This is a genomic window from Candidatus Methylobacter oryzae (genome assembly GCF_003994235.2).
Classification (GTDB): Bacteria; Pseudomonadota; Gammaproteobacteria; order Methylococcales; family Methylomonadaceae; genus Methylobacter_A; species Methylobacter_A oryzae.
The window spans coordinates 1-4,435 of sequence record NZ_RYFG02000045.1 but is presented as its reverse complement, the minus strand read 5'-3'; the positions used below and the strand labels follow the sequence as shown (position 1 = coordinate 4,435).

The 4,435-nt window shown below is 51.7% G+C and carries 4 protein-coding genes; all 4 read left to right on the top strand.

What is annotated here, in order from left to right; all coding sequences use genetic code 11:
- Positions 1-399: 399 nt before the first annotated feature.
- The 4 genes from EKO24_RS06365 to EKO24_RS06350 all read left to right on the top strand — a co-directional run bounded on the left by EKO24_RS06365 (position 400) and on the right by EKO24_RS06350 (position 4,100).
- Positions 400-1,149, top strand: coding sequence for a GntR family transcriptional regulator (locus tag EKO24_RS06365; RefSeq protein WP_241674417.1), 750 nt, complete (start codon positions 400-402; stop codon positions 1,147-1,149).
- An 84-nt stretch (positions 1,150-1,233) separates the two neighbouring features.
- The gene (locus tag EKO24_RS06360; RefSeq protein WP_127030776.1) at positions 1,234-2,511 is read left to right on the top strand and encodes a hypothetical protein; all 1,278 of its coding nucleotides are present in this window, start codon (positions 1,234-1,236) and stop codon (positions 2,509-2,511) included.
- A 31-nt stretch (positions 2,512-2,542) separates the two neighbouring features.
- Positions 2,543-3,112 carry an NADPH-dependent FMN reductase gene (ssuE, locus tag EKO24_RS06355; RefSeq protein WP_127030775.1) on the top strand — a complete coding sequence of 190 codons (570 nt, stop codon included), beginning with the start codon at positions 2,543-2,545 and terminating at the stop codon, positions 3,110-3,112.
- 19 nt (positions 3,113-3,131) lie between these two features.
- Positions 3,132-4,100, top strand: a complete 969-nt coding sequence (locus EKO24_RS06350) for a sulfonate ABC transporter substrate-binding protein (protein WP_127030774.1) — start codon at positions 3,132-3,134, stop codon at positions 4,098-4,100.
- Positions 4,101-4,435 lie beyond the last annotated feature (335 nt).

Genomic DNA, 4,435 nt, shown 5'->3' with positions numbered 1-4,435 from the left:
TGAGGTTATCGCCACGTTCATCACCGGCTTTATGCCCGGCAAAGACCTGCTCAATCCACAATATTAACCAGCGGTCAATGCGTAACTTCTACGCCTGTTAAAAGCAAGAGCCTGGAAATATAAAGCTGAGTTGAGCGGCTGGCCCGCTCAAACGAAACTTATGCCCTCTGGGTATAGAACAAGGTGTTGGTATGCAAACACATCATCAGCATCGTCTGTTGATATATCAGCAGGGCAAAAATAACGAGCGCTGCTGATTTGGTATCAATAGGAATATGGTTGTTGCCGATAAACCTTTAATTATCATGTTGTTAATGATTGTTTGGTCGGTTTTTCGGAGTGTTGGCATCAGTTTTGCTGTAACCATTGCAGTAATAACCTGTAATGACGAGTTATATCATGACAATACCTGTTGTGCCCAATAATGCGATCCACCCGGTCCCCGGACCGTTGTATGCGCGTATCCGCGACGAATTGCGCGTTCAGATCGTTTCCGGTAATTACCAGCCGCATCAAAAGCTGCCGTCCGAGAGTGAGCTGATTAGCCGTTATGAGGTTAGCCGCATCACTGTGCGCCAGGCGCTCGGGGAATTGGAAAAAGAAGGTTTGCTGTTTAAAGTCGCCGGTAAAGGCATGTTTGTGTCCAAACCCAAGCCTTTTCAGGATTTGGCGCGTCTGCAAGGTTTTGCGGAAGCAATGTCCCAGCATGGTTACGAAGTTTATAACCGCCTGGTCGGCCTGAATTTTTTACCTGTCGCCGCGGAACTGACGCAACGCTTGGGACTGGCGAAAGGGCTGCCGGTTACCGAATTACGGCGAGTGCGGCATCTTAATCGTGAGCCGGTTTCATTCGATATCAGCTACCTGGGCAGCCATCTTGGCGAACGGCTCGCCAAAGAAGACCTGGCTAGTCGCGACATGTTCCTGATTCTGGAAAATCAATACGGGATTCCGCTTGGCTTTGCAGATTTAGCCATCGACGCGGTGCTGGCCGATGCGGAAACAGCCGAGCTGCTGCAAATAGCCAAAGACACCCCGATATTGCGGGTCGAACGGCTGACTCACGGCCGCGACGGCGCGCCGCTGGTTTTGGAATATTTGTATTGCCGGACAGACAATTTTCAATTTCGTTTACGGATCAACCGATAGCTCGACCGTTGCAGACTCATCTATTTCGGCATCAAAAACTGACTGGACAACCGGAGGTTTGTTAACAAACAAAGAGGATTTATTGTGCTTCATCACTATAGGAATCAGCAATCGGCAACAGAAGCAAAGCCGGTTTCTTCAAATCGTCAGGAAGAACATGACGGAAGCCCGGCATTAAAAACCGGCGCGGATTTTTTGGAAACCGCATTGAAAGGCCTATGCCTGGCCTCGCTGATATGCGGCCAAGCCGCTGTCAATGCCGATGATTACGTGCAATCTCCCTATTTTAAAGGCGGCAAAATCGATTCAAATTTTAACCGTTACGATAACGGCGATTTTTCGGTTAACAATTTTTTGTGGACGCCGGTATTTAAAGGCGGTGCCGGAACGTTCATTTCAGAAAACGGCGGGCAGGATGTTAATTATTATGGCGGTTATGCACGGCCTTTACTGACCCAACCTGAATTGGGCGAATTATTTTTAGGCGCGCAACAAGTTCTTCAAGGCGATCGTATCGCTACCGAAGTGCAGGGCGAATACCGCTTGCCGAATGGCTTGGGATTCGGCGGCGGTTTTGTTGACCGAAGCCAAAGCGTTCAAGACGCTCAATTTGCGAAGGTTTCCTATCAAAATCAGTGGCGGGACATCAAATATATCGTCTCCAGTCAATGGCAGGGCTTTAACGGGCGCGATTACGGCGGCGGCTATGTGGCGATCTATAACAAAGAGTGGCTGGCTACTTACGGCAACGACGGCGAACAATGGCGCAGTGCGTTTGGTTACATCGCGCCGCAGATAACCGAAAAGCTGCGTCCGGCTGTCGAGGTGCTCTACATCGACAATAGCATCGGCAAAATAGGCGCCGACAGGACATTAATGGTGAGCGGGTCTCTCGGTTTTAGCAAAGGCTTTTTAAGCCATGAAGCCACGCTGGGACGGGCGATGGGGCCGACCGGAATGCAGTTCGCGAACCCCTTGGGCTATTTGAACACCGCAACCGATCCGACATTCAACCGGCGCGCGGAAGTTTGGGAAATCGGCGGTTTGCTGAACTTCCGTTATATAAACACTAGCGACGCCTCAGGTTTGCCGCGTACGGAGACTTTTGAAGCAAACATTTTTCCGGGGCAAATACTCGGCATCGATAATTTTCTGGGTTCGATATTCGTCGGCGGCGGAATTACCAGCCCGAACGGAACTTTTCCTTACAAAAGTACGAGCGCGCAAAAAAACCAAAACGGCGTTAGCGGCAACATCGGGTACATCAAGCGTTTCGGGCATATCGATACCAATGTCCGGGTTCAACACGATTTCGACGTTAACGACACCCAGCTGTATGTCGGCGCCCAGTATTGGCTGTAATTTTATCAACTTAACAAATTCAGGACATCAGATGACACATATCGTTGCTATAGCCGGCAGTCCGGCGGACAAATCAAAATCGACAGAGCTGATCGATAAAGTGTTCCGGCAGTTGGAGCAAACCGGCTTTACCACAAAACTGATCTCGGTCCGGGACATATCCGCGCAAGAATTGATTTACGGCGCGGCCCAGGATAGCCAAAGCCTTAAAACAATCACCGGCCATATTGAACGCGCGGCGGGCGTCGTGATCGCGACGCCCGTTTACAAAGCGGCTTACAGCGGCGCGTTAAAAGCTTTTTTGGATTTGCTGCCGCAGAAAGCGCTGGCCGGAAAAGTGATCTTGCCGATCATGACCGCCGGTTCCGACAAACATTTATTGGCGATCGATTATGCGTTGAAACCGGTGCTGTCGGCTTTGGGGGCAACGCAGGTGCTGAGCGGTTTTTTTGTCTCCGACCAACAGGCAAAAAGAGATCAACTAGGCCTCTTATCGCTGGACGGAGAAACCGAACAGCGTCTTGACGAACAAGTTGGTTTGTTAGTGTCTTTAGTGCGTCTTAGCGTTTCGCAACAAGCCGTTGAAGCGGAAATTTACTAATTTAATCGGGAGAGTTTTTATGAACAACAAGTCTTTTTTCTCATGGGGGCGATGGTTGAAGACGGCCGCCGTTTTAGTTGCAGTCACGGCTAATACCGCGTTTGCCGAAAGCAAAGCCTGGCCTAAGGAAGTCAGCCTGGGCTATCAAAAATACGGCAGCCTAATCATCCTTAAATCGACCGGCAACCTGGAAAAACGCTTGCAGGAAAAAGGCGTGGCCGTGAAATGGGCCGAGTTCCAGTTCGGCCCGCCAATGCTGGAAGCCTTGAATGCCGGCAGCCTGGATTTTGCGATTACCGGCGAGACGCCGCCGGTTTTTGCCCAGGCCGCGAAAGGCTCGCCGCTGGTTTACGTCGCCAACGAGCCGGCGTCGCCGCAAGGCGAAGGCCTGTTGGTCAAAGCCGATTCCGGCGTCAAAACCGTCGCCGATTTGAAAGGCAAGAAAGTCGCCACGGCCAAAGGTTCGAACGCGCATTATTTCCTGATCCAGGCCTTGGCCAAAGCCGGATTGACGTTGAACGACGTCAACCTGATCTTTCTGGCGCCTGCCGACGCCAGGGCTGCGCTTGAGCGCGGCGACGTCTCGGCCTGGTCGATTTGGGACTATTTCTACGCGGCGGCCGAACTGCAATTGGGCACGCGCACGCTGACCGACGGTGAAGGCATAGTCAATAACTACGCGTTCTACACGTCAAGACGGGAAGTAGCGGAAAAATATCCCGAATTGATCGCGATCATTTTGGAGGAAGTCGGCAAGACCGACGCCTGGATCAAAGATAATCCCGCCGCCGCGGCCGAGCAATTAGCCGTCAACGTCGGCGTCGATGCCAAAATCCTGGAAAAAGCCTTGCACCGCAGCAACTACGGGCCGGAGCCGATCAAGCCGGAAGTGGCCGCCGCCCAGCAGAAAATCGCCGATACCTTGTTGGACATCAAATTGCTGCCGCATGCGATCAGCGTCGGCGATGCGGTCTGGCAACGTAAATAAAGCCGACTAGCAAGACCTTCCAGGTTTTTACTGGAGCCGCTCCCGGCGGCTCCAGCACTTCCACCATCCATGGCAGGCGTAAAACCTGGAAGGTCTGATTCACCGCGTAGCGTCAGCTACAGAATTTAAAATCATTCGAGTCAGGAGCAACATCATGAAAATTTTCTGGTTTTTACCCACCCAAGGCGACGCCCGCCATTTAGGTTCGGCCAAACACGCGCGCCCGTCGGATCAACAATACCTGAGTGCGTGTTTTAAAAGTTTGATACCTTCCCCGAGGACAGCCTGGTCAGCATCAAATTAATCATGGCGATATGAACGAATGCTTTGCTGGA

Bases quoted from the DNA above. Each gene is read 5' to 3' on its own strand.
- ssuE (WP_127030775.1), top strand. From the start codon at position 2,543: ATGACACATATCGTTGCTATAGCCGGCAGTCCGGCGGACAAATCAAAA.
- EKO24_RS06365 (WP_241674417.1), top strand. From the start codon at position 400: ATGACAATACCTGTTGTGCCCAATAATGCGATCCACCCGGTCCCCGGA.
- EKO24_RS06350 (WP_127030774.1), top strand. From the start codon at position 3,132: ATGAACAACAAGTCTTTTTTCTCATGGGGGCGATGGTTGAAGACGGCC.